We start from the raw sequence: 19,888 nt of genomic DNA, 5'->3' as shown, positions 1-19,888 counted from the left end.
AGTCAGGCTTTTTTCGCGATCAGCGCGCGAACCGCCTCGACCATGTCGCCGACATTCTTCAGATTGCTCCAGGCATCGACCGTGTTCATCTCGATTTCGATGCCATACTCTTCCTCGAGATCGAAGATGATTTCCGTCAGTTCCAGCGAATGGATGCCAAGGGCAGTCAGTTCGGTACTGGTGGTGATTTCCTCGCCGCCCGGCTCGGCGTGAGCCTTGATCTTGGCGATGATATCGTTTGCCAGCTGGTCAGCCATTCGGTTTCTTCCCCAACTCTGTCGTTTCCCGACGCCAACTGATCAGCGCCCCTTTTGTCCTCGATTACGTCGTCATCGTCGCCCTTTACCCCCGCCGGGCGCCGGTGACCGTACCAAGGTGGCTCCCTCTATAGAAACCGAAACGCTGTCAAGCAACAAGCTATATATCGACAAAGCCGCCGCAGTGCTTAACGTTGGTGTCGTGGACACGATCGCATATAGCTTGACCTCAGTGCCGCCGGCCCAGCGTGTTGCCGGCGTCGCGCGGCTTGGCTGCGACTGGAAGGGGGGCCGCACGCGTCTTCGGCGCCTGTACCAGGACGGCTCGGCCAAGATCCGCATGCCGGCAGTCTCGGCCGATCCGCTCGAAGCTGTCCTGATCAACACCGCCGGTGGGCTGACCGGTGGCGACCGTCTCGCCTGGGAGGTCGATGTCGGTGCCGGCGCCTCCGCAACCATAACAACGCAGGCCTGCGAGAAAATCTACCGCGCCGCATCCGACCGTGCCGAAGTGCGGGTGCAGCTGACCGTCGGCGAAGGCGGCCACATTGCCTGGCTGCCGCAGGAAACCATCGTCTTCGACCGCTCGGTCTTTGCCCGCACGCTTGACGTGGAGCTTGCCGCTGGAGCCGAGGCGCTGATCCTGGAGGCTACCGTCTTCGGCCGCCTGGCCATGGGTGAACGGGCTTCGCAAGGCCAATTCCACGACCGCTGGCGCGTCCGCCAGGACGGGAAGCTAGTCCATGCCGAGGAGTTCCGTATCGGGCCGGACATTGCGGCCACCTTGAACCGTCCGGCGGTTGGCGGCGGTGCCGTCGCCGTGGCGACGCTGCTGATGGTGTCGCCGCGGGCAGAGGCTTTGCTCGAGCCGGCCCGGGGCATAGTCGGCGGCCAGGGCGCCGTGAGTTTCTGGAGTGTACGGAAATCTGGCAAGCTTCTTGCGAGGCTGTTCGCCGAGGACGGCTACCAGCTCCGCAAGCGGCTGGTGCCGCTTGTCGAATTGCTCAACGGACGGGCGGGCCTGCCCAAATTATGGTCACTTTGATTTTGATTATACCACCGCAGGAAAACGCATGAATCTAACGCCGAGGGAGAAAGACAAGCTGCTGATCGCCATGGCGGCGATCGTGGCCCGCAAGCGGCTCGAACGCGGCGTCAAGCTCAACCACCCGGAAGCGATCGCGCTGATCACCGATTTCGTCGTCGAGGGTGCCCGCGACGGCCGCCCGGTCGCCGAGCTGATGGAGGCCGGCGCCCATGTGGTCACCCGGGCCCAGGTGATGGAGGGCATTGCCGAAATGATCCACGATGTGCAGGTCGAGGCGACGTTTCCCGACGGCACCAAGCTGGTGACCGTGCACGAGCCGATCAGATAACACCGCAAGGAGAGGAAAATGCTTGAGCTGCGCCCCAACTGCGAATGCTGCGACAAGGATCTGCCACCTGATGCGACGGATGCGGTGATCTGCACCTTCGAATGCACCTTTTGCGCCGACTGCGCACAAAACGTGCTCGGCGGCGCCTGTCCGAATTGCGGCGGGAACTTCTCGGTCCGCCCGATCCGTCCGGCAGCGCTGCTGAACAAATATCCAGCCTCCACCAGACGTGTGCTGAAGGCCGAAGGCTGCGACCCCCGCAAGGCCGCCTGATCCGGCGACCGTGAAACGGAAGGAATCAATGATCCCCGGCGAAATCATCACGGCAAGCGGCGAGATAGAGCTGAACAAGGGTCTGGCGACGGTCACCTTGAAGGTAGCCAACAGCGGCGACCGGCCGATCCAGGTCGGCAGCCATTACCACTTCTTCGAGACCAATGAGGGACTGAGGTTCGATCGCGACAAGGCCCGCGGCATGCGGCTCGACATCGCTGCCGGCACCGCCATGCGCTTCGAGCCGGGGCAGGAGCGCGACGTTACCCTGGTGCCGCTCGGCGGCAAGCGCGAGGTCTACGGGTTTCAGCAGAAGATCATGGGCGCGCTGTGAGATCGAAGGCGTCGAGCAGTTTCGGCTCAGCCGGGCGGCTTGGCCGCCGCGTAAATGACGACCTTTCCCGGATCGTCGAATTCTACCGCCAGAACGTCCTCGGTCTGCACACGCCGCGAGTCGATGGCGTTGAACAGCAATGCGTTCGCCTCGATCTCCTTGCGCAGCTCGGCAATGTCGTCCCGATGTTGCCTGACCTTGTTCTCGATCGCCGGCGGCGGGCCGCCTTCGGTGCGCGCGGCATCGGTAAGAAACACGATATCGACCCTGTCGAGCTTGGACGTCTTGCGCACGGCGGCGATGTTCTCACGCGTGCGGTCGATCGCCGAACTGACCTTGCCGGCTTCCGCATTTGTCTTGGTCTCTTCCTGGCCGACCTCCGAGCCGACGATCCGGTTGACGGTCTCGGCGCTGTCCAGGCTTTGCGCGTTCAGCGCGGCGTGCGGAATGCTGGCTGCCAGAAATGCGGTCGCGGCAATCCCATGCAGCCATCTGGTGTCGGACAAGGTGGTGATCGCCATCGCTCGTTCTCGGGGTCCTTTTCGAGGCTTGTGTCAGGGCGACAGGACCGAAACGTAACGTCCCCCGTGAAGGTTCCCTTTGCGATGCGGCGGGCTGGCGGGGCGCCCGCCCGCCGCCTCGTCTCGTCAGCTCGCTTTCTTGGTGATCAGCGTCAGCGCGCCATTGGTGCTCATGCTGGCGGCGATCACCTGCGCCGAGGTGAGCCCTTTGGCTTCGAGCGCGGACTTGACCTGCGGTGTCGCGTCGATCGAGCCGCGCAGTTTCTGCAGATCGGCATCGCTGCGCTTGGCGATCACCTCGTTGACCTTGGCTTGAGTGTCCGCCGGCAGATCCTTGATATCGACGACGTTGATCGCCTGGATGGTGGGCGCCTGCGGCTGCGCCCCGGGTGCGGCAGGAGCAGGCACGGCCGGCGCCGGACTGGGCTGCTGCGCAGGCTGCTGCTGGGCGCTGGCGGCGGTTGCGAGCACCAGCGTGGCGGCGGCTGCCAGAAGGGTCGTTTTGCGCATGGATGTTCCTTTCCATCGATTGGCAAATGGTCGTTTTGGGGTGACCTGGCCACCTCAACCGCCAAATGGGATCGGAAAGTGTCGCTCAGCGGGTCATTGCGTGACCATAGGATGGCGGCAATGTGGGCCCCGGCTTCGACAAGCCGTATTTTCGGGCTGTATTTCGGGAGCAATTGCTGATGGCTAGAATCACCCGCGCCGCCTATGCCCAGATGTACGGCCCGACCTTTGGCGACAAGGTCCGGCTCGCAGACACCGAGCTGTTCATCGAGGTCGAAAAGGATCTCACCCTTTACGGCGAGGAGGTGAAATTCGGCGGCGGCAAGGTCATCCGCGACGGCATGGGCCAGAGCCAGGTTTCGCGCGCGCAAGGCGCGGTCGACACCGTCATCACCAATGCGCTGGTCGTCGATGCCACCGCCGGTATCGTCAAGGCCGATATCGGCCTCAGGGACGGCCGCATCGCCGCGATCGGCAAGGCCGGCAATCCGGATACTCAAGGCGGCGTCACCATCATCATCGGCCCGGGCACCGAGATCATCGCCGGCGAGGGCAAGATCCTGACCGCCGGCGGCTTCGACGCGCATATCCACTTCATCTGCCCGCAGCAGATCGAGGAAGCGCTGATGTCGGGCATCACCACCATGCTCGGCGGCGGCACCGGCCCGGCGCACGGTACGCTGGCGACCACCTGCACGCCGGGGCCGTGGCATCTGGCGCGCATGATCCAGTCTTTCGACGCCTTCCCGATGAATATCGGCCTGTCGGGCAAGGGCAACGCGTCGCTGCCTGCCGCGCTCGAGGAGATGGTGCTCGCCGGCGCCTGCTCGCTGAAGCTGCACGAGGACTGGGGCACCACGCCGGCTGCAATCGACTGCTGCCTGTCGGTCGCCGACGATTACGACGTGCAGGTGATGATCCACACCGACACGCTGAACGAGTCCGGCTTCGTCGAAAACACGGTGGCGGCCATCAAGGGTCGCACCATCCATGCCTTCCACACCGAAGGCGCCGGCGGCGGCCACGCACCTGATATCATCAAGGTCTGCGGCCTGCCCAACGTCATTCCGTCCTCGACCAATCCGACCCGTCCCTATACGGTCAACACGCTGGCCGAACACCTCGACATGCTGATGGTCTGCCACCATCTGTCGCCGTCGATCCCCGAAGATATCGCCTTTGCCGAAAGCCGCATCCGCAAGGAAACCATCGCCGCCGAAGACATTCTGCACGACATCGGCGCCTTCTCGATCATCTCGTCGGACAGCCAGGCCATGGGCCGCGTCGGCGAAGTGGCGATCCGCACCTGGCAGACCGCCGACAAGATGAAGCGCCAGCGCGGTTCGCTGCCGCAGGAGACCGGCGACAACGACAATTTCCGCGTTCGCCGCTACATCGCCAAATACACCATCAATCCGGCCATCGCGCATGGCCTGTCGAAGGACATCGGCTCGGTGGCGGTGGGAAAACGCGCCGATCTCGTGCTGTGGAACCCGGCCTTCTTCGGCGTCAAGCCGGACATGGTGCTGATCGGCGGCATGATCGCGGCGGCCCCGATGGGCGACCCCAACGCCTCGATCCCGACGCCGCAGCCGATGCATTACCGGCCGATGTTCGGCGCTTATGGCAAGGCGATGACCAATTCGTCGGTGACCTTCGTTTCCAAGGCCGCGCTCGATTCCGGCCTGCGCGGCAGGCTCGGCGTCGACAAGCAGATGGTCGCCGTCGAGAACACCCGCGGCGGCATCGGCAAGCACTCGATGGTGCTCAACGACGCCACGCCGCATGTCGAGGTCGACCCCGAAACCTACGAGGTCCGCGCCGACGGCGAACTCTTGACCTGCGAGCCCGCAACCGTGCTACCGATGGCGCAACGATATTTTCTGTTTTGAGGTGATGAGTGTTCTGGCGCGCTCCCCGCTGGACGCCGACGACGAGGAGTGGCAGCTCGATTGCTGGGGTTGGCTGCTCAAGCATTTCGGCGGGGCGGCGGCACTGCGCAAACGTTCGCTGATCCTGCCGACGCGAGCGTTTTTCACCCCGTCCGAAGAACGGGGGCACGCCGCTGAATCGCACTATTTCAGGCAGGTGGCGGCATATTTTGACATCGATGCCGCCCGCTTCAATTTCGTGCCGCAGGAAGATTCAATCGATCCGGTTTTCGGACCGCTTCAGGTCCTTCAGAACGCGCCGCGAGAGCCTGCCGGGACCTTCTCCGTATCCCTGGGCGGTGCCATGACAATCACCTACAATCCGGCGATCGTTCCGAAGCCCATGAAGCTCATTACGACCTTCGCGCATGAGATTTGCCATCCGTTGCTGCTCTCGGTGTCTGAAGAACCGCCGGGCGGCTCCGAGATGGAGGAGTTCGCGACCGATCTCGCAGCCACCTTCTTCGGCTTTGGAATCTTCAATTCCAACACCGCGGCGAGTTTCACTCAGTACCGCGACACTGCCACCGGCACGCAAGGCTGGTCCTTCGAGCGACAAGGCTATCTGTCGCCAGCGGAACGCGCGTTTGCGCTGGCGCTGTTCATCCAGGCGCGTGGTCAGGGAGTACAAGAGGCAGGCGAGTATTTGGATTCCGGGCCGTTGGCCTATTTTCGTAAAGCAAGGAAGTATCTGGCGCAGACGCCATCCATTTCATCCGATCTGCTTGCGGCGAACCAATAACCAAGGTCTCAACGGACTCAAGATTCGAACGGTAGGTCAGCGACGCAGAAACCGGTTTTCACTTTTCAGGATCTTGGTCTAGAACGTTTGATGTAGAACATGCCGCGCCAGGCTTATGGACCAGCAACTCCCCTACGCCCACGACATTTTCCCGCATATCCGCATCGTCCTGGGCATGGTGATCGGCCTTGGCGTCACCCGCCTTTTGTCGGGGCTTGCCCGCATCGTCCAGCATCCCGGCCAGTACCGGCTCTATCCCGTGCACCTCGCCTGGGTTGCGTCGGTGCTTTTGATGCTGGTGCATTTCTGGTGGTGGGAGTTCGGTCTGTTCCAGATCGAGAATTGGACCTTCGGCAAATACTTGTTCATCATCTTCTACGCCGTCACGCTGTTCCTGCTCTGCGCGCTGCTGTTCCCGGATTCGATGCTTGACTACACCAGCTATGAGGATTTCTTTTATTCGCGCCGGGCCTGGTTCTTCGGCCTGCTGGCGGCGACCTATCTGCTCGACGTGATCGATACGCTGCTGAAAGGTCCGGAGCATTTCGCCCATTTCGGCGTCGAATATCTGATCCGCACGCCGGTTTTCGTCGCGCTTTGCGTCGTTGCGATCCTGCTGCGCGACCGCCGCTTTCACATCGCCTTTGTCGCCGGCGCGCTCGTCTATCAGATATCGTTCATCCTGCGGCTCTTCGACACGATTGTTTGAGCGCCATTGGGGCGGCTGATCTGATAGTCTAGGCTTTTTGCGAAAGGCAGTTTTTACATGAAGCTCGATATTCGCACCGACTTCACCAAATTCCCGCGCGCCGTCTCCGTCTTGGCCGCAGGCGAAGCCGGAACCACCACACCATACGACAGTGCGGTGCTTGCCCATGACGAGCGGCATCTGCGCCGTCGCGCCATCGAAACGGCCCGTAGCGACAAGGTGCTGGTCGACCTGCCCGAACCGGTGACCTTGAACCATGGTGACCGGCTGGTGCTGGAGGATGGCCGTCACATCGAGATCATCGCGGCCGAGGAGCCGCTCTACGACGTCCGGGCCAGCGACCCTGTCCATCTGGCCGAGCTGGCCTGGCACATCGGCAACCGCCATCTCGCAGCCGCCATCGAAGCTGGGCGCATCCTCATTCTGCGCGACCATGTCATCAAGGCGATGCTGGAGGGATTGGGCGCCGCGGTGAGCGACGTCTCCGAGCCGTTCAGGCCGATGCGCGGCGCCTATTCCGGGCATGGCGGGCACGGCCATGCTCATGCCGAGGCGCATACGCACAGCCACGCCGAATCGCATTCCCATAGCCATAGCGAATCGCATTCCCACAGCCATTCGCACGACCATGACCATGACTGACCAGCCCTCCAACGTGGCCCAGCCTTCCAACATTGCTTTGTTGCGGCTGATGGCGTGGCTGTCGCCCTCCTTCCCGGTCGGCGGCTTTTCCTACAGCCATGGCCTGGAACAAGCCGTGCACGCCGGGCTGGTTGCCGACAGCAAAGAGCTCGCCGCGTGGCTGGAAACGCTGGTCGAGATGGGTTCGGGCTGGAACGATGCGGTGCTGTTCGCCGAGAGCTGGCGCCGGGCGCGCGAAACCGGCGATCTCGATGAAATCGTTGCCCTTGCCGAAGCTCTGGCAGGCTCGCGCGAGCGTCATACCGAGACGATGCTGCAGGGCGCCGCCTTCCTGAAGGCGGCCTCGGCCTGGCCGTGCCAGGTGCTGGATCGCCTGCCGGCCGAATGTGCCTATTGCGTTGCCGTCGGCGCCGTTGCCGGCGATCACGGCATTTCGCTGCGGGATGCCCTGGCGGCCTTCCTGCAGGCCTTCTTCTCCAACCTCGTCCAGGCTGCGATCCGGCTTGGCGTCCTCGGCCAGAGCGCTGCGATGGCGCTGCTCGCCGCCTTCGAACCGCTGGCCTTGGCGACGGCCGACCGCGCCGCCCGCTCGACGCTCGACGATCTCGGCGGCTGCGCCTTCGTTTCGGATATCGTGGCGATGAAGCACGAGACCCAGTATTCTCGGCTGTTCCGCTCATGATCGTCCTCGCTTTCGCGCTCTCGCTCGTCCTGCTGTTGATCACCGCACTGCATGTCTATTGGGGCATTGGCGGCATCTGGCCGGGCAGGGACGCCGCCTCCTGCGCCCACGCCGTCATCGGCTTTCGCGGCGTCGACGAGATGCCGGCACCCTTCGCCAGCTTCGCCGTCGCCGCATGTCTCGGCCTGGCGACACTGTGGCCGATGGCGCTCGAGGGCGTCTTTGCCACGCCGTTTCCCAAGGCTGGGCTTGCCGCCACGTCACTGCTTATCGCGCTGGTTTTCCTGGCGCGCGGCATTGCCGGCTTCACGCCCTGGTGGCGCCGGCTGACGCCCGAACAGCCTTTCGCGAGACTCGATCTGCGTTATTATTCGCCGCTGTGCCTGCTGATCGGGCTTGGCTTTGCTGTTCTTGCCCTCACGGAGTTCCCCGCATGACATCGCCCAACGGTCCTCTTCGCATCGGCATTGGCGGTCCGGTCGGCTCGGGCAAGACGACGCTCACCGAAAAGCTCTGCAAGGCGCTGCGTGACGAGTTTTCGATCGCCGTCGTCACCAACGACATCTACACCAAGGAAGACGCCATGATGCTGGCCCGGCTGCAGGCACTGCCCGAGGATCGCATCGTCGGCGTCGAGACCGGCGGCTGTCCGCACACCGCCGTCCGCGAGGACGCCTCGATCAATCTGCAGGCGATTGCCGAGATGACCAGGAAGTTTCCGGACCTCGATATCGTCTTCATCGAATCGGGCGGCGACAACCTCGCCGCCACCTTCTCGCCGGATCTTGCCGACCTGACGCTCTATGTCATCTCGGTTTGCCAGGGCGAGGAGATTCCGCGCAAGGGCGGACCGGCGATCACCCGGTCCGATTTCCTGGTCATCAACAAGAGCGACCTTGCGCCCTATGTGAACGTCAATCTCGACATCATGGAACGCGACGCTGCCCGTATGCGCGGTAAGCGGCCGTTCGGTTTCACCGACCTGTCGCGCGGCAAGGGACTGCAGGACGTGGTCGATTTCATCGTCGAACATGGCGGGCTCAGGGTCGGCACGGCCACCAGCACGGCGGCATAACGGCGCTCGCCTGCACCAAACGAAACCGGTTGCGCGTCTTCCAGCCGCGCGGCATCCTTGCTTCGTTCACGGAGGTTTACGATGAGCATCACGCGCCTGCAGAAGGAAGTGCTGACCAACCTGCCGTTCTATGAGGAGCGCGTCGATCTGGCTTGCGCCTTCCGCTGGACAGCGCGGCTCAACATGCACGAAGCGGTGGCCAATCATTTCTCGCTGGCCGTCAACGACGACGGCTCGCAATTCCTGATGAATCCCAACCAGGTGCATTTCTCGCGCATCAAGGCGAGCGACCTGTTGCTGATCGACGCCAATGATCCTGACACGCTGGTCGGCCCGAATGCGCCCGACCCGACGGCGTGGGGCCTGCACGGCGCCATCCATCGCAACGTCGGTCACGCGCGCTGCGTCATGCATGTCCACTCGATCCACGCCACCGTGCTTGCTTCGCTTGCCGACTCGACGCTGCCGCCGATCGACCAGAACTCGGCGATCTTCTTCAACCGCCATGTCGTCGACGCTCACTATGGCGGGCTGGCCTTCGAGGAAGAGGGCGAGCGCTGCTCGCAGCTTCTTGTCGACCCGAAGGTCAAGGTGATGGTGATGGGCAACCATGGCGTGCTGGTCATCGGCGACAGCGTCGCCGATACCTTCAACCGCATGTTCTATTTCGAGCGCGCCGCCGAAACCTATATCAAGGCGCTGTGGACCGGCCGGCCGCTGCGGGTACTGTCGGATGAGATCGCCGAAAAGGCGGCAAGGGAACAGGAAGACTATCCCGGCCAGGCCGAGCGCCACCTCTCCGAACTGAAGGAGATCCTCGACGAGCAGGAGCCTGCCTACCGGAATTGAGTGCGGTCCAGCCGGGCCTGGCCTAAAGCCCGAGTTCGGCCCGCAACTGGTCGGCGGTGTTGACGACAATCGCGCCCGGCGGCCCCTCCATGGGCACCTCTGGCCAGAAGATCGTCTTCATTCCAGCTGCCAGCCCCGCCGTGGCGCCGGTCACGCTGTCGTCGACCGCCACGGCCCCAGCGGGATCGACGTCGGCCAACCAGGCGGCGCGCAGGAAAGGTTCGGCATGCGGCTTGCCTTCGCGCACGTCGTTGCGGCTGATGGTCTTCATGCCGGGGTAGAAAAGGCCGACGGCGCGCAGATTGGCGTCGACGATCAGCCTGTCCGAGTTGGACACCACCGCTTGCGGCACGCCAAGCGCGCGCAGCTCATTGAAAATCTCGATCGCGCCGGTGCGTGGCATCAGCGTTTCGGCCATCGGCAGATAGTGATCGTATTTGCGCACGATCCAGTCGTCGAAAGGCAGGTCGAGGCCGAACTCGTCGCGCAGCATTTCGTAGACCGGCCATGCGGCGATGCCGAGCACCCGCTCGTGCAAGTTGGCCGGCGGTGCGATGCCGACGCTGTGCAGCGCCGCAATCAGCGCTGCCTCGTGCAGCGGCTCGCTGTCGACCAGCGTGCCGTCCATATCCCAGAAAACCGCTTTCGGCGTCATGCAAGGCTCCATTCACAAAAAATCCCTTAAAGCGTTTAGCGCGGGAGATAAACCGCCGCGTCCCCGCTAATGCATGTCGCGCAAAAATGTGCAGCGGTTTTGCGATGACGACATGCATAAAAAAGAACCTAAAGCGCGTCACATGAGGCCGATCGAACGCGACGCGCTTTAGAACCGAGATTGGTACGACCTCGACAGCCTTGCAGTTGCAACGAGCTGGCTCGACCCCCTCACTTCGCTGCAAACACCAAGTTTCAGCCCTAAGCAATTGCTCTTGCAATAGGCAATTGCGCGCAAGTTCATTCCCTGCGAAACTACGGCGCTCCGCCTCATATGCTCGGCGGGGCTGGGAGGCACGGACTTGAATTCGCGGCAGGATAGCGGCGGCAACAGGCTGGACGACGCGGCGCGCGCCGGCTGGCTCTATTACGTTGCCGGCAACACCCAGGACCAGATCGCCGCCACGCTTGGCATCTCGCGGCAGACGGCGCAGCGGCTGGTGTCGCTCGCAGTCTCCGAAGGGCTGATCAAGGTGCGCGTCGACCATCCGATCGCCAATTGCCTCGACGTTGCGGCACGGCTGAAATCGCGCTTTGCGCTTGATCTGGTCGAGGTGGTACCGAGCGATCCCGCTTCCTCCTCCACCGTCATCGGCGTTGCCGAGGCGGCGGCGGCCGAGATCGAACGGCGGCTGCGGTCGCCGACGCCGATTGTCATGGCGATCGGCACCGGCCGCACGCTGAAGGCCGCGATCGAGCAGCTGCCGCCGATGGAATGCCCGCAGCACAAGGTGGTATCGCTGACCGGCAACATCTCGCCGGACGGCTCGGCCGCCTTCTACAACGTCATCTTCACCATGGCCGACAGGGTCAAGGCGCGCTCGTTTCCGATGCCTTTGCCGGTCATCGCCTCCTCGCCGGAGGAGCGCGAGATGCTGCTCAGCCAGCCGATGATCCAGCCGACGCTGGCGCTCGCGGCCGAGGCCGACGTCACCTTTGTCGGCATCGGCGATCTCGGCCCGAAGGCGCCGCTTTACGAGGACGGCTTCATTTCGGAGGGTGAATTAAAGGCGCTGCAGAAGGCCGGCGGCGTCGCCGAGATCGTCGGCTGGGTATTCGATCGCGACGGCCGCATGATCGACGGCATCACCAACGACCGGGTGTCGTCGGCGCCGCTGCCGTCGCGCGAAAAGTCGCTGGTGATCGCGCTTGCCATGGGCGACCGCAAGCTGCCGGGCATCTTCGCCGCCGTCAACCGGCGGCTGGTCAACGGCCTCATCACCGATGAGCGGACCGCCGCCGCCTTGCTGGCGGGCGCATGATCTCCGAGCCGCTGGCGGTCGGAAACGATCATGTGAAATCGAAACGCATCTGAACCCCGATAAAACGAGCGACATTACTGGTGCCGGCCGCAAGGATCGTTGCCGTCGAGGAAGCCCATGTCGCGCTGCAGATGCGGCGGCAGTTCCCGGACGTCGAGATAGGCCCGTTTCCGCGCCGCGTGCCCTGCCAATCCCCGCGCCAGCCGTGAAAACCAGCCATGGGCTGGAGCAAGAAGCAGCTTTTCCTGTATCGTGGTCATGATCGTCAGCCTTCACTATCTCTAGGCGTAATTGATCTTCAATACGGAATATCGGTAGGACCGGCCGGTGCCGCCAATCAAACGTCGATCACTGCCCATAAGGAGGGCTTATGCCGGAGCTCAATTCACGACAGCTGATTTCGCAGCTTCCTCCGCTTCAGGCGATCCGGGTGTTCGAGGCGGTGGCGCGGCATCTCTCGTTCACCAAGGCCGCCCAGGAGCTTGGCATGACGCAGGCGGCGGCAAGCTATCAGATCAAGCTTCTGGAGGAGCGCATCGGCGCGCCCTTGTTCCTGCGCCAACCAAAACAGATCGTTCTGACCGAACCCGGCCAGCGCCTGGCACCTGCGGTCAGCGAAGCGTTCGCGCTGTTGAGCGGCGCCTATGCCGCCGCGCGCACCGGCGCAGACGGCGTGCTTTGCGTTTCGACGCTGCTGACCTTTGCCTCCAATTGGCTGGCGCAGCATCTCGGTTCGTTCCAGGTCGCGCATCCGTCGCTGGCGGTGCGCGTCGATACCTCGAACAGGGTTGTCGACTTTGCCAGAGAGGATATCGACATCGCCATCCGCTCCGGCGGCGGCAACTGGCCGGGCGTCGAGACCCATATGCTTTTCAGGGCCGATTTCACGCCCGTTCTTAGTCCAAAGCTCGCGGCAAGCATCGGCGGCGTCAAGGAGCCGGCCGACCTGCTGCGGCTGCCGATCCTCGACCCCGGCGACATCTGGTGGCGGGACTGGTTCGCCGCCGCCGGCCTGCCGGTCGAGGAGCTGGCCAAGCGCCCCGGCACCAGCATGGGCGCACAGGCCTATGAGGCCAATGCCGCGATTGCCGGCCACGGCGTGGCGATCGTTACCAAGGCGCTGTTCAAGACCGAACTTGCCGACGGCCGCCTGATCCAGCCCTTTGATCTGGTTGGTGACGACGGCCATGCCTATTGGCTGGTCTATCCGACGGCGCGGCGCAACGTGCCGAAGATCCGCGCCTTCCGCGATTGGATCCTGAGCGAGATCGCTTGCCAATAGGCTGAATCCCAGCAAGCCCGATAGCAAAGCTCCGGACCCAATCAGCCCGGCCGAATCCTTCATCAGACATGCCGCAAACGTCCCAGGCTTGTCGCTGCACCAGACCGGCGTGCTGCGCTGCAGCAACGAATCCGTCTTGACATAATTCAGCGCGAGTGAGTAATTGCTCACAGCCAAGGCAAATGCTCATCTTGGTTTATGGGAGGAATTTTGATGAAACTTCGCACGTTCACCCTAGGCCTGTTCTCGGCCAGCGCCCTCGCGTTCGCCGCGCATGCCGAATCCATCACCATCGCCACCGTCAACAATGCCGACATGATCCGGATGCAGACGCTGACGGACGACTTCAGCAAGGCGAACCCCGACATCACGCTGAATTGGGTCACGCTGGAAGAGAACGTGCTGCGCGAGCGCGTCACTACCGACATAGCCACCAAGGGCGGCCAGTATGACGTGATGACCATCGGCACCTATGAAGTTCCGATCTGGGCCAAGCAGAACTGGCTGCTGCCGCTCGACAAGCTCGGCGACGATTACGACGCCAAGGACATCCTGCCGGCCATCGCCGGCGGTCTGTCGGTCGACGGCAAGCTCTACGCAGCGCCCTTCTACGGCGAAAGCTCCTTCGTCATGTACCGCAAGGACCTGATGGATAAGGCCGGGCTGAAGATGCCCGACGCACCGACCTGGGACTTCATCAAGCAGGCCGCCGACAAGATGACCGACCGAGCCAGTGGCGTGAACGGCGTCTGCCTGCGCGGCAAGGCCGGCTGGGGTGAGAACATGGCTTTCCTGACCGCCATGTCGAACTCCTTCGGCGCACGCTGGTTCGACGAGAACTGGAAGCCGCAGTTCGACCAGCCCGAATGGAAGAGCACGCTGCAATTCTATGTCGACCTGATGAAGGCCGACGGCCCCGAGGGTGCCTCGTCCAACGGCTTCAACGAAAACCTGGCGCTATTCCAGCAAGGCAAGTGCGGCATGTGGATCGATGCCACGGTCGCGGCATCCATGGTCTCCGACCCGAAGAGCTCGAAGGTCGCCGACAAGGTTGGCTATGCGCTGGCGCCTGACAATGGCCTCGGCAAGCGCGGCAACTGGCTGTGGGCCTGGTCGCTGGCTGTTCCGGCCGGTACGCAGAAGACCGACGCGGCCGAGAAGTTCGTGGCCTGGGCAACCAGCAAGCATTACTCCGAGCTCGTCGCCTCCAAGCTAGGCTGGGCCAGCGCTCCTCCGGGCACGCGCACCTCGCTCTACGCCAATGCCGAGTACCAGAAGGCGGCGCCCTTCGCCAAGATGACGCTGGACTCCATCAACGCCGCCGATCCGACGCATCCGACGGTCAAGCCGGTGCCTTATGTCGGCGTCCAGTTCGTCGCCATTCCCGAGTTCCAGGGTCTCGGCACCACCGTCGGTCAGCTCTTCTCGGCGGCACTCGCCGGCCAGTCGAGCGTCGACGATGCCTTGAAGCAGGCCCAGGACGCCGCCACCGCGACGATGACCGAGGGCGGTTATATCAAGTAGGCTCCTCCCGGTGCCGAATGCCGGTCGTCGATCATGACCGGCAACGGCCGCCCGAATTCCCAGTTCGGGCGGCCAGCTTCTTACCGCCGAAAACTTGGCTGACCTCGAAGGGTGACCGTCATGGCTACTCAGCAGACCCGTTCGCTTGCCCGTTTCATGATGGCGCCATCCGTGGTGCTGCTCTTCGTCTGGATGATTGTCCCGCTGGTCATCACCATCTGGTTCTCCTTCCAGCAATACAACCCGCTCAATCCCGTCCGCGACGGCTTCGTCGGCTTTTCGAATTACGCGCTTTTCTACTCCAACCCGGCATTCCTGCAGTCGATCCTCAACACGCTTGTCCTTGTCGGCAGCGTGCTTTTGATCACGGTGATCGGCGGCATCATGCTGGCGCTGCTGATCGACCAGCCGATGTGGGGACAGGGCATCGTACGCATCCTCGTCATCTCGCCGTTCTTCGTCATGCCGCCGGTGGCGGCACTGGTCTGGAAGAACATGATCATGCATCCGCAATACGGCGTGTTTGCCGATATTGCGCGCTTCTTCGGCATGCAGCCGATCGACTGGTTCGGGCAGCATCCGATGACGGCGATCATCATCATCGTCGCATGGCAGTGGCTGCCGTTTGCAACACTGATCCTTTTGACGTCCCTTCAGTCGCTCGACGGCGAGCAGAAGGAAGCCGCCGAGATGGACGGCGCCGGCTTCGTCAGCCGCTTCATCTATTTGACTCTGCCGCACATGTCGCGCGCCATCACCGTCGTCATTCTGATCCAGACGATTTTCCTGTTGTCGGTCTATGCCGAAATCCTGGTCACCACCAATGGCGGCCCCGGCTACGCCTCCACCAACCTGCCCTTCCTCGTCTACCAGAAGGCGTTGCTGGAGTTCAAAATCGGCCAGGCATCCGCCGGCGGTGTCATTGCCGTCATTCTCGCCAACATCGTCGCCTTCTTCGCCATGCGCGCGGTCGGCAAGAACCTGGACAAATAAGGGAGGATAAGATGGCACGTGCAGTCACCACCCAGCACAAGACGATCGCGACCGCGGCCGCCTGGATCGTCGCGCTGCTGATCTTCTTCCCGATCCTCTATACGATCATCACCTCGTTCAAGTCGGAGCAGGAGGCTATCCAGGGCTTCAACCTGTTCCCGTCGGGAACCACGGAGAGCTATTCCGAGGTCCAGGCGCAGAACGGCTATTTCAAATTCTTCCTGAACTCGGTGTTCCTGTCGGTCGGCTCGACCATCCTGGCTCTGCTTGTCGCCATACCGGCGGCATGGTCGATGGCGTTTTCGCCAGGCAAATGGACCAAGGACATCCTGATGTGGATGCTTTCTACCAAGATGATGCCGGCCGTCGCCGTGCTGTTCCCGATCTATCTGATCTTTCGCGACACCGGTCTGCTCGACAGCCGCATCGGCCTGATGGTCATGCTGATGCTGATCAACCTGCCGATCGTGGTCTGGATGCTCTACACTTATTTCCGCGAGATCCCGGGCGAGATCCTGGAAGCGGCGCGCATGGACGGCGCGTCGCTGTGGAACGAGATCATCTACGTGCTGACGCCGATGGCGGTGCCCGGCATCGCCTCGACCATGCTGCTCAACATCATCCTCGCCTGGAACGAGGCGTTCTGGACAATCCGGCTGACCACCACCGAGGCCGCGCCGCTCACCGCTTTCATCAGCTCCTTCTCCAGCCCGCAGGGGCTGTTCTGGGCCAAGCTTTCGGCCGCCTCGACGCTGGCGATCGCGCCGATCCTGATCATGGGCTGGTTCAGCCAGAAGCAGCTGGTCCGCGGCCTGACATTTGGGGCAGTAAAGTAACGGAAACTGCCTGACGCAAAACGACGAAATAGCCCTTCGGGGGAGGAAACCATGGGAAACATCACGCTCAAGAACGTCTCCAAATCCTTCGGGGCGACATCCATCATTCCCGGCCTCGACCTGGTCATCGAGAACGGCGAGTTCGTCGTCTTCGTCGGCCCGTCAGGCTGCGGCAAGTCAACGCTGTTGCGTCTGATCGCTGGCCTGGAGGATACCAGCGGCGGCACCATCAACATCGATGGCCGCGACGTCACCGGCGAGGCACCGGCCAAGCGCAAGCTGGCCATGGTGTTCCAGTCCTATGCGCTCTACCCGCACATGACGGTGGCCAAGAACATCGCTTTCCCGCTGAAGATGGCGGGCGAGGACAAAGCCACCATCGACAAGAAGGTGAAGGACGCCGCGCGGATTTTGAACCTCACCAACTACCTAGACCGCCGCCCCGGCCAGCTCTCCGGCGGCCAGCGGCAGCGCGTCGCCATCGGCCGCGCCATCGTGCGCCAGCCATCGGCCTTCCTGTTCGACGAACCGTTGTCCAATCTCGACGCGGCGCTGCGCGGCACCATGCGGCTGGAGATCAGCGAGCTGCATCATCAGCTCAAGACCACCATGGTCTACGTCACCCACGACCAGATCGAGGCGATGACCATGGCCGACAAGATCGTCGTGCTCAATGCCGGCAATATCGAGCAGGTCGGCTCGCCGATGGAGCTCTACAAGATGCCGAAGAACCTGTTCGTCGCCGGTTTCATAGGTTCGCCGAAGATGAACCTGATCGAAGGCGCGCCGGCCGCCAAATATGGCGCCAACACAGTCGGCATCCGCCCGGAGCATATGAACATTTCGAAGACGTCAGGCGACTGGAAGGCGACGGTCGGCGTTGCCGAGCATCTCGGCTCCGACACGTTCTTGCACGTCCAGGCGGATGGCGTCGGGCCGCTGACGGTGCGCGCCGACGGCGAATTGCCCGTCCATCACGGCGACACGATCTACCTGACGCCGGACAAGACCAAGCTGCATCGTTTCGGCGCTGACGGGAAGGCGATGCTGCAATGAGACTCCGGGGTAAATCGGCGCTGATTACCGGATCGGCGCGCGGCATCGGCAGGGCGTTTGCCGAAACCTATGTGCGCGAAGGGGCGACGGTCGCGATTGGCGACATCAATCTCGAAGCCGCCGAGAAGACGGCTTCGGAAATCGGCGGCAACGCCTACGCGGTGAAGCTGGACGTCACCGATCTCGCGTCGATCGATGCGGCCGTCAAGGCGGTCGAAGCCAGGGCCGGCGGCCTCGATATCTTGATCAACAACGCTGCCTTGTTCGACCTGGCGCCGATCGTCGAGATCACCAAGACAAGCTACGACAAATTGTTTTCGGTCAACGTCGCCGGCACGCTGTTTACGCTGCAGGCCGCCGCCCGTTCGATGATTGCCCGCGGCAAGGGCGGCAAGATCATCAACATGGCAAGCCAGGCCGGGCGCCGCGGCGAGGCGCTGGTCGCCGTCTACTGCGCCACCAAGGCGGCGGTCATTTCCTTGACCCAGTCGGCAGGGCTCGATCTGATCAAGCACCGCATCAACGTCAATGCCATCGCCCCGGGTGTCGTCGACGGCGAGCACTGGGACCATGTCGATGCCTTGTTCGCCAAGTTCGAGAACCGGCCGAGGGGCGAGAAGAAGAGGCTGGTCGGCGAAGCGGTGCCTTATGGCCGCATGGGCACGGCGCAAGACCTCACCGGCATGGCGGTGTTCCTGGCCAGCGACGAGGCCGACTACATCGTCGCCCAGACCTATAATGTCGATGGCGGCCAGTGGATGAGTTGAGGGGGCGAAGGCGCTCTTCTCCCCGTCTCCTCCACGGGGAGAAGAGCCGTCCTGCCAAAAGGGTAAAAGCAGATGACCGTGAAACTCTCTTCTTCCAACCTCGCCAACCTGCCGCCCAAAGTCGCCGGCCCGAAATATGATCGCGCCGCGCTCAAGGCCGGCATCGTGCATTTCGGCGTCGGCAATTTCCATCGTTCACACCAGGCCGTCTATCTTGACGACCTGTTCAATTCGGGCGTCGGCCACGACTGGGCAATCGTCGGCGCCGGCGTCTTCGAGGGCGAGAAGGTCGGCCGCGGCAAGTTGCAGGAGCAGGACTGGCTGACCACCGTGGTCGAGCAGGACAGCGGCCATATGAGCGCGCGCGTCACCGGCGTCATGATCGATTTCCTCATGCCGGGCGACGCGGCCGCAATCGTCGAGCAGCTTGCCGATCCGGCGATCAAGATCGTTTCCCTGACCATCACCGAGGGTGGCTATTTCATCGATCCGGCTTCCGGCGTCTTCAATCCGACACATCCCGACATCATTGCCGACGCGCAACCCGGGGCGACACCGAAGACCGTTTTTGGGCTCATCCTCGCTGGGCTGGTGCGCCGCCGCGCCGACGGCATCGTGCCCTTCACAATCATGTCCTGCGACAACATCCCCCATAACGGCCACGTCACCTCGGATGGCGTCATCGGCCTTGCCCGGCTGATCGACGAAGGTTTGGCAAACTGGGTGAGCGAGAACGTTGCCTTTCCCAATGGCATGGTCGACCGCATCACGCCGGCCACCACCGACCGCGAGCGCGGCATTCTCTCCAGCGAGTTCGGCCTCGACGACAATTGGCCGGTGTTTTGCGAACCGTTCAAGCAATGGGTGCTGGAGGACCGTTTCACCGACGGAAGGCCGCCGCTGGAAAAGGTCGGCGTGCAGTTCGTCAGCGATGTCGCGCCCTATGAGCTGATGAAGATCCGCATCCTCAATGGCGGCCACGCGACCATCGCCTATCCGGCCGGGCTGATGGACATCCATTTCGTCCATGAGGCAATGCAGGAGCCGCTGGTACGCGGCTTCCTCGACAAGCTCGAGCATGACGAAATCATCCCGACCGTGCCGCCGGTTCCGGACACCGACCTCGAAGATTACTACCAGCTTATCGAGCACCGCTTCTCCAATCCGAAGATCGGCGACACCATACGCCGGCTTTGCCTCGACGGCTCCAACCGCCAGCCGAAATTCATCATTCCGACCATCGCCGACCGGCTGAAGGCTGGCAAAAGCGTCACCGGCCTGGCGCTGGAATCTGCGCTCTGGTGTCGCTACTGCTTCGGCACGACGGATTCCGGTGCCGTCACCGAGCCCAACGACCCGAACTGGGGCCGGCTGCAGGCGACGGCCAAGGCGGCCAGGGACATGCCTGCCGCCTGGCTTGCCATGGAAGACATCTATGGCGATGTCGGCCGCTCGCGGCCGTTCGCCGAAGCGTTCGCCCATGCGCTCAAATCGCTGTGGGCGGACGGCGCGCGCGCGACACTGACGCGCTATCTCGCCGGCGACCTCTGAAG

General features: G+C 63.0%; 25 protein-coding genes. 20 read left to right on the top strand and 5 right to left on the bottom strand.

The genetic code is table 11. The features are described 5' to 3' along the window. Window positions 1–2: 2 nt before the first annotated feature. Window positions 3–257, bottom strand: coding sequence for an acyl carrier protein (locus NKJ46_RS07665; RefSeq protein WP_023677013.1), 255 nt, complete (start codon window positions 255–257; stop codon window positions 3–5). A gap of 202 nt (window positions 258–459) precedes the next feature. Here NKJ46_RS07665 and NKJ46_RS07660 point away from each other — a divergent pair, with 202 nt between their 5' ends. Genes NKJ46_RS07660 through NKJ46_RS07645 form a run of 4 tightly spaced genes read left to right on the top strand, consistent with a single transcriptional unit; the run spans window position 460 to window position 2,240 of the window. Further along, entirely contained in the window at window positions 460–1,302 is an 843-nt protein-coding gene (locus NKJ46_RS07660; protein WP_352663714.1) for an urease accessory protein UreD, read from the top strand. A 28-nt stretch (window positions 1,303–1,330) separates the two neighbouring features. Beyond that, on the top strand, window positions 1,331–1,633 hold the full coding sequence (locus NKJ46_RS07655) for an urease subunit gamma (RefSeq protein WP_023693076.1): 303 nt from the start codon (window positions 1,331–1,333) through the stop codon (window positions 1,631–1,633). A gap of 18 nt (window positions 1,634–1,651) precedes the next feature. Further along, window positions 1,652–1,906 carry a DUF1272 domain-containing protein gene (locus NKJ46_RS07650; RefSeq protein WP_352663712.1) on the top strand — a complete coding sequence of 85 codons (255 nt, stop codon included), beginning with the start codon at window positions 1,652–1,654 and terminating at the stop codon, window positions 1,904–1,906. A 28-nt stretch (window positions 1,907–1,934) separates the two neighbouring features. Next, window positions 1,935–2,240 (top strand): urease subunit beta, encoded by a 306-nt coding sequence (locus NKJ46_RS07645; protein ID WP_352567600.1) that lies wholly within the window; start codon window positions 1,935–1,937, stop codon window positions 2,238–2,240. Between the two features lie 26 nt (window positions 2,241–2,266). Here NKJ46_RS07645 and NKJ46_RS07640 read toward each other — a convergent pair whose 3' ends face one another. Beyond that, window positions 2,267–2,761, bottom strand: coding sequence for a hypothetical protein (locus tag NKJ46_RS07640; RefSeq protein WP_352663710.1), 495 nt, complete (start codon window positions 2,759–2,761; stop codon window positions 2,267–2,269). Window positions 2,762–2,887: 126 nt separating this feature from the next. Next, window positions 2,888–3,271 carry a hypothetical protein gene (locus NKJ46_RS07635; RefSeq protein ID WP_352663708.1) on the bottom strand — a complete coding sequence of 128 codons (384 nt, stop codon included), beginning with the start codon at window positions 3,269–3,271 and terminating at the stop codon, window positions 2,888–2,890. A 179-nt stretch (window positions 3,272–3,450) separates the two neighbouring features. Here NKJ46_RS07635 and ureC point away from each other — a divergent pair, with 179 nt between their 5' ends. The 8 genes from ureC (at window position 3,451) to NKJ46_RS07595 (ending at window position 9,901) form a co-directional block, all read left to right on the top strand. Next, entirely contained in the window at window positions 3,451–5,163 is a 1,713-nt protein-coding gene (gene ureC / locus NKJ46_RS07630; protein WP_502903371.1) for an urease subunit alpha, read from the top strand. A 4-nt stretch (window positions 5,164–5,167) separates the two neighbouring features. Then, window positions 5,168–5,944 carry a hypothetical protein gene (locus tag NKJ46_RS07625; protein ID WP_352663706.1) on the top strand — a complete coding sequence of 259 codons (777 nt, stop codon included), beginning with the start codon at window positions 5,168–5,170 and terminating at the stop codon, window positions 5,942–5,944. A 115-nt stretch (window positions 5,945–6,059) separates the two neighbouring features. Further along, window positions 6,060–6,653, top strand: coding sequence for a hypothetical protein (locus tag NKJ46_RS07620; protein ID WP_352663704.1), 594 nt, complete (start codon window positions 6,060–6,062; stop codon window positions 6,651–6,653). Between the two features lie 57 nt (window positions 6,654–6,710). Continuing rightward, the gene (locus NKJ46_RS07615; RefSeq protein ID WP_352663702.1) at window positions 6,711–7,295 is read left to right on the top strand and encodes an urease accessory protein UreE; all 585 of its coding nucleotides are present in this window, start codon (window positions 6,711–6,713) and stop codon (window positions 7,293–7,295) included. Further along, window positions 7,288–7,977 (top strand): urease accessory protein UreF, encoded by a 690-nt coding sequence (locus tag NKJ46_RS07610; RefSeq protein WP_352663700.1) that lies wholly within the window; start codon window positions 7,288–7,290, stop codon window positions 7,975–7,977. The genes NKJ46_RS07615 and NKJ46_RS07610 overlap by 8 nt, the downstream gene beginning before the upstream one ends. Beyond that, window positions 7,974–8,414 carry a DUF3995 domain-containing protein gene (locus NKJ46_RS07605; protein ID WP_352663698.1) on the top strand — a complete coding sequence of 147 codons (441 nt, stop codon included), beginning with the start codon at window positions 7,974–7,976 and terminating at the stop codon, window positions 8,412–8,414. Before NKJ46_RS07610 ends, NKJ46_RS07605 begins: the two co-directional genes overlap by 4 nt. Next, entirely contained in the window at window positions 8,411–9,052 is a 642-nt protein-coding gene (ureG, locus tag NKJ46_RS07600) for an urease accessory protein UreG (protein ID WP_352663696.1), read from the top strand. The genes NKJ46_RS07605 and ureG overlap by 4 nt, the downstream gene beginning before the upstream one ends. An 81-nt stretch (window positions 9,053–9,133) precedes the next feature. After that, the gene (locus NKJ46_RS07595) at window positions 9,134–9,901 is read left to right on the top strand and encodes a class II aldolase and adducin N-terminal domain-containing protein (RefSeq protein ID WP_352663694.1); all 768 of its coding nucleotides are present in this window, start codon (window positions 9,134–9,136) and stop codon (window positions 9,899–9,901) included. Between the two features lie 22 nt (window positions 9,902–9,923). Here NKJ46_RS07595 and NKJ46_RS07590 read toward each other — a convergent pair whose 3' ends face one another. After that, the gene (locus tag NKJ46_RS07590; protein WP_352663692.1) at window positions 9,924–10,556 is read right to left on the bottom strand and encodes an HAD family hydrolase; all 633 of its coding nucleotides are present in this window, start codon (window positions 10,554–10,556) and stop codon (window positions 9,924–9,926) included. Window positions 10,557–10,917: 361 nt separating this feature from the next. On the opposite strand from NKJ46_RS07590, the gene NKJ46_RS07585 reads away from it, so the two are divergent. Continuing rightward, window positions 10,918–11,877, top strand: a complete 960-nt coding sequence (locus NKJ46_RS07585; RefSeq protein ID WP_352663690.1) for a sugar-binding transcriptional regulator — start codon at window positions 10,918–10,920, stop codon at window positions 11,875–11,877. A 74-nt stretch (window positions 11,878–11,951) separates the two neighbouring features. On the opposite strand, the gene NKJ46_RS07580 is transcribed toward NKJ46_RS07585, so the two are convergent. Then, window positions 11,952–12,137 carry a hypothetical protein gene (locus tag NKJ46_RS07580; RefSeq protein ID WP_352663688.1) on the bottom strand — a complete coding sequence of 62 codons (186 nt, stop codon included), beginning with the start codon at window positions 12,135–12,137 and terminating at the stop codon, window positions 11,952–11,954. Window positions 12,138–12,247: 110 nt separating this feature from the next. On the opposite strand from NKJ46_RS07580, the gene gcvA reads away from it, so the two are divergent. From gcvA to NKJ46_RS07545, 7 genes are all read left to right on the top strand, one after another. Then, window positions 12,248–13,159 (top strand): transcriptional regulator GcvA, encoded by a 912-nt coding sequence (gcvA, locus tag NKJ46_RS07575; RefSeq protein WP_352663686.1) that lies wholly within the window; start codon window positions 12,248–12,250, stop codon window positions 13,157–13,159. 213 nt (window positions 13,160–13,372) lie between these two features. Next, window positions 13,373–14,683 (top strand): ABC transporter substrate-binding protein, encoded by a 1,311-nt coding sequence (locus NKJ46_RS07570; RefSeq protein ID WP_352663684.1) that lies wholly within the window; start codon window positions 13,373–13,375, stop codon window positions 14,681–14,683. 120 nt (window positions 14,684–14,803) lie between these two features. Beyond that, complete coding sequence (locus tag NKJ46_RS07565; RefSeq protein ID WP_352663682.1) at window positions 14,804–15,676, top strand: carbohydrate ABC transporter permease; 873 nt, start codon at window positions 14,804–14,806, stop codon at window positions 15,674–15,676. Between the two features lie 11 nt (window positions 15,677–15,687). Further along, a complete protein-coding gene (locus NKJ46_RS07560; RefSeq protein WP_352663680.1) occupies window positions 15,688–16,512 on the top strand; it encodes a carbohydrate ABC transporter permease in 825 nt (274 codons plus the stop codon). Between the two features lie 51 nt (window positions 16,513–16,563). Beyond that, window positions 16,564–17,568, top strand: coding sequence for an ABC transporter ATP-binding protein (locus NKJ46_RS07555; RefSeq protein WP_352663678.1), 1,005 nt, complete (start codon window positions 16,564–16,566; stop codon window positions 17,566–17,568). Beyond that, window positions 17,565–18,335, top strand: a complete 771-nt coding sequence (locus tag NKJ46_RS07550; protein ID WP_352663676.1) for an L-iditol 2-dehydrogenase — start codon at window positions 17,565–17,567, stop codon at window positions 18,333–18,335. Before NKJ46_RS07555 ends, NKJ46_RS07550 begins: the two co-directional genes overlap by 4 nt. 72 nt (window positions 18,336–18,407) lie before the next feature. Beyond that, window positions 18,408–19,886, top strand: a complete 1,479-nt coding sequence (locus tag NKJ46_RS07545) for a mannitol dehydrogenase family protein (RefSeq protein ID WP_352663674.1) — start codon at window positions 18,408–18,410, stop codon at window positions 19,884–19,886. Window positions 19,887–19,888: the final 2 nt, after the last annotated feature.

This window comes from Mesorhizobium sp. M0166, from assembly GCF_040322255.1.
GTDB lineage: Bacteria > Pseudomonadota > Alphaproteobacteria > Rhizobiales > Rhizobiaceae > Mesorhizobium.
This window is presented reverse-complemented; position numbering and strand designations above follow the sequence as displayed.

Coding starts and splice junctions, on each gene's coding strand:
- NKJ46_RS07610 (WP_352663700.1), top strand. CDS start 7,288: ATGACTGACCAGCCCTCCAACGTGGCCCAGCCTTCCAACATTGCTTTG.
- NKJ46_RS07665 (WP_023677013.1), bottom strand. CDS start 257: ATGGCTGACCAGCTGGCAAACGATATCATCGCCAAGATCAAGGCTCAC.
- NKJ46_RS07565 (WP_352663682.1), top strand. CDS start 14,804: ATGGCTACTCAGCAGACCCGTTCGCTTGCCCGTTTCATGATGGCGCCA.
- gcvA (WP_352663686.1), top strand. CDS start 12,248: ATGCCGGAGCTCAATTCACGACAGCTGATTTCGCAGCTTCCTCCGCTT.
- NKJ46_RS07595 (WP_352663694.1), top strand. CDS start 9,134: ATGAGCATCACGCGCCTGCAGAAGGAAGTGCTGACCAACCTGCCGTTC.
- NKJ46_RS07605 (WP_352663698.1), top strand. CDS start 7,974: ATGATCGTCCTCGCTTTCGCGCTCTCGCTCGTCCTGCTGTTGATCACC.
- NKJ46_RS07580 (WP_352663688.1), bottom strand. CDS start 12,137: ATGACCACGATACAGGAAAAGCTGCTTCTTGCTCCAGCCCATGGCTGG.
- NKJ46_RS07560 (WP_352663680.1), top strand. CDS start 15,688: ATGGCACGTGCAGTCACCACCCAGCACAAGACGATCGCGACCGCGGCC.
- NKJ46_RS07625 (WP_352663706.1), top strand. CDS start 5,168: ATGAGTGTTCTGGCGCGCTCCCCGCTGGACGCCGACGACGAGGAGTGG.
- NKJ46_RS07570 (WP_352663684.1), top strand. CDS start 13,373: ATGAAACTTCGCACGTTCACCCTAGGCCTGTTCTCGGCCAGCGCCCTC.
- NKJ46_RS07650 (WP_352663712.1), top strand. CDS start 1,652: ATGCTTGAGCTGCGCCCCAACTGCGAATGCTGCGACAAGGATCTGCCA.
- NKJ46_RS07545 (WP_352663674.1), top strand. CDS start 18,408: ATGACCGTGAAACTCTCTTCTTCCAACCTCGCCAACCTGCCGCCCAAA.
- NKJ46_RS07640 (WP_352663710.1), bottom strand. CDS start 2,761: ATGGCGATCACCACCTTGTCCGACACCAGATGGCTGCATGGGATTGCC.
- NKJ46_RS07620 (WP_352663704.1), top strand. CDS start 6,060: ATGGACCAGCAACTCCCCTACGCCCACGACATTTTCCCGCATATCCGC.
- ureG (WP_352663696.1), top strand. CDS start 8,411: ATGACATCGCCCAACGGTCCTCTTCGCATCGGCATTGGCGGTCCGGTC.
- NKJ46_RS07645 (WP_352567600.1), top strand. CDS start 1,935: ATGATCCCCGGCGAAATCATCACGGCAAGCGGCGAGATAGAGCTGAAC.
- NKJ46_RS07555 (WP_352663678.1), top strand. CDS start 16,564: ATGGGAAACATCACGCTCAAGAACGTCTCCAAATCCTTCGGGGCGACA.
- NKJ46_RS07550 (WP_352663676.1), top strand. CDS start 17,565: ATGAGACTCCGGGGTAAATCGGCGCTGATTACCGGATCGGCGCGCGGC.
- NKJ46_RS07615 (WP_352663702.1), top strand. CDS start 6,711: ATGAAGCTCGATATTCGCACCGACTTCACCAAATTCCCGCGCGCCGTC.
- NKJ46_RS07655 (WP_023693076.1), top strand. CDS start 1,331: ATGAATCTAACGCCGAGGGAGAAAGACAAGCTGCTGATCGCCATGGCG.
- ureC (WP_502903371.1), top strand. CDS start 3,451: ATGGCTAGAATCACCCGCGCCGCCTATGCCCAGATGTACGGCCCGACC.
- NKJ46_RS07590 (WP_352663692.1), bottom strand. CDS start 10,556: ATGACGCCGAAAGCGGTTTTCTGGGATATGGACGGCACGCTGGTCGAC.
- NKJ46_RS07635 (WP_352663708.1), bottom strand. CDS start 3,271: ATGCGCAAAACGACCCTTCTGGCAGCCGCCGCCACGCTGGTGCTCGCA.